Raw genomic sequence first — 2,544 nt, 5'->3', positions numbered from 1 at the left:
TTGCTGGAGGCGGCCGTGGCAGAGCCGCAGGCGCCGGTGGGGACATTGGTTTTCCTGACCGAGGAAGAGCGCGCGGCGCTACTGCGCGACAGCGGCGAGGCACCCTTGCCGATCCCCGACGAAAGCCTGGTGGCCGCCATCTGGCGGCAAGCCGAAGCCACCCCCGATGCAATCGCCTTGATCGAGGGGAGCCAGACGATCAGTTACCGGGCGCTGCTGCGCCGGGCCAATGCCTGGTCGCACTGGCTGCGCGGGCGCGGCATCGACACGCGCCACCGGGTCGGTGTCTGTCTGCCGCGCACCCCCGAGTTACTCGCCGTGCTGCTGGGCATCCTCAAGTCCGGGGCGGCCTATGTGCCGATAGACCCGGCCTACCCGACCGAGCGCATCGCCTACCTCCTCGAAGACGCCCAGGTGGAAGCGGCGATCACGACAAGATCGCTGTCGGATCTGCTACCGCCGGGCGTGCAGCAGTGGACGCTCGAGACAGTGACCACCGAGCTGCAGCCGTGCGATGTGGCAGTCGAGGTTGCAATCGCCGGCGGACAGCTGGCGTACCTGATTTACACCTCGGGCTCCACGGGCAAGCCCAAGGGGGTAGCGATCACCCATCGCAACGCGGTCGCCCTGTTGGCGTGGGCGCAGACGGTCTATTCACAGGCCGATATCCGAGGCGTCCTGGCGGGGACCTCAGTGTGCTTCGACCTGTCCATCTATGAACTCTTCCTGCCGTTGAGCCTGGGCGGCATGGTGATTCTCGCCGACACCGCGACACAGCTGCCAGATATTCCGGCATCCCAGGCGGTGACCTTGATCAACACAGTGCCATCCGCACTGTCGGCGTTGCTGGATCTGGACGGCGTGCCCTCGTCGGTGCGTGCGATCAACCTGGCGGGCGAAGCGCTGTCGCGCGAACTGGCCGAGCAGATCCTGCAATTGCCGCGGGCGCCGCGCTTGTACAACCTGTATGGGCCGTCGGAAGACACGACCTATTCGACGGCATTCCAGGTGGTGTCGTCGGCTCTCAAACCCCGGATAGGCCGCGCGATCGCGAACAGTCGGGCCTATGTACTCGACGCCTTCCTGCAGCCAGTACCACCCAATACGGCCGGCGAACTCTATCTCGCCGGCGAAGGGGTGGCCCGCGGTTACTGGTTGCGGCCGGATCTGACCGCGGAGCGTTTTGTGCCGAACCCCTTTTCGAGCCGCCCCGGGGAGCGGATGTATCGGACAGGAGACCATGTGCGTTGGCTGGCCGACGGCGAACTGGACTATCTGAGGCGTTTAGACCAGCAAGTGAAGCTGCGCGGCTACCGGATCGAATTGGGGGAGGTCGAGTCGCGGTTGCGCGAGCAGGGCGGGGTAGGGCAGGCGCTGGCTCTGGTGCGCGAAGACCAGCCGGGCGACCGGCGACTGGTGGCATACGTGCTGCCCGAGGACGGCGCCTCGCTGGATGGCGAGTGGCTACAGTCGGCGCTGTCGCGGCAACTGCCCGGACACATGGTGCCGTCGGCGATAGTGACGCTGGCGGAGTTTCCGCTGACAGCGAACGGAAAGATCGACCGCAAGGCGCTGCCGGTGCCGGAGCGAGGGCCGGAGGGCGAATACACGGCGCCACGGACGGAGACGGAGGAATCGCTGACGCAGGTATGGAGCGAGTTGCTGGGCGTGGAGCGAGTGGGCGTACACGACAACTTCTTCTCCCTGGGGGGCCATTCGCTGCTGGCAGTGCGGATGATTTCGCAGTTGCGCAGCCGGCACGGCTGGGAAGTGTCGATCCGACAGGTGTTCGAGACACCGACGGCGGCGGGGCTGGCAGCGGGATTGGCGGTGCGGGAAGACGGGGACGGGTGGCAGCCGCCGCCGCTCCGCCGTCGGGACAACGACGACGCTCTACCGCTGTCGTTCGCGCAGCAGCGGCTGTGGTTCCTGTGGCGCCTGGACGGGCCGAGCGCGGCCTACAACATCCCCTTGGGGCTGCGGTTGCAGGGCCCGCTGTCACTGCCGCTACTGACGCGCAGCCTACGGGAGGTGGTACAGCGGCACGAGGTGCTGCGCACGCGATTTGTGGAAGTGGACGGCGAGCCGGTACAGCGGGTCGAACCGGCCCTGGCCCTGTCGATTCCGGTGGTGGATGTATCGGCCCTGCCGCAGAGGCAGCGCGAGGCACAGGTTCGAGAGTTGACACGCTGGAATGCGCAAGCGGCCTTTGACCTGGAACGGGCGCCACTGCTGCGGGCGACCGTCGTGCGCGAAGGCGCGGAGCGGCATGGACTCTTGCTGTGTATGCACCACATCGTCTCGGACGGCTGGTCGATGGGTGTGCTGATGCGGGAGTTCGGGCAAGTGTACAGCGCCTTCGCCGAGGGGGCGGAGTCCTCGCCACTGTCGGAGCTGCCGATCCAGTATGCCGACTACGCACAGTGGCAGCGCAGTTGGTTGCGCGACGAGGCGCTGGAGGCTCAGGCCTCCTACTGGATCGAGGAACTGTCGGGGCTGCCGGCGTTGCTGGAACTGCCGACGGACCGGGTGCGCCCGGCGCAG

Annotated in this window: 1 protein-coding gene; it reads left to right on the top strand. The window is 67.1% G+C overall.

Annotated features, from left to right (window positions below; translation table 11 throughout):
• Positions 1–15 precede the first annotated feature (15 nt).
• Positions 16–2,544, top strand: a 2,529-nt coding sequence (locus OQE62_RS19225) for an amino acid adenylation domain-containing protein (RefSeq protein WP_265723663.1), incomplete at its 3' end; no start/stop codon positions are given.

It is taken from the genome of Microbulbifer halophilus (genome assembly GCF_026183675.1).
Lineage (GTDB): Bacteria > Pseudomonadota > Gammaproteobacteria > Pseudomonadales > Cellvibrionaceae > Microbulbifer > Microbulbifer halophilus.
The sequence above is the reverse complement of the archived record's forward strand: the minus strand, read 5'-3'. Positions and strand labels throughout refer to the sequence as shown.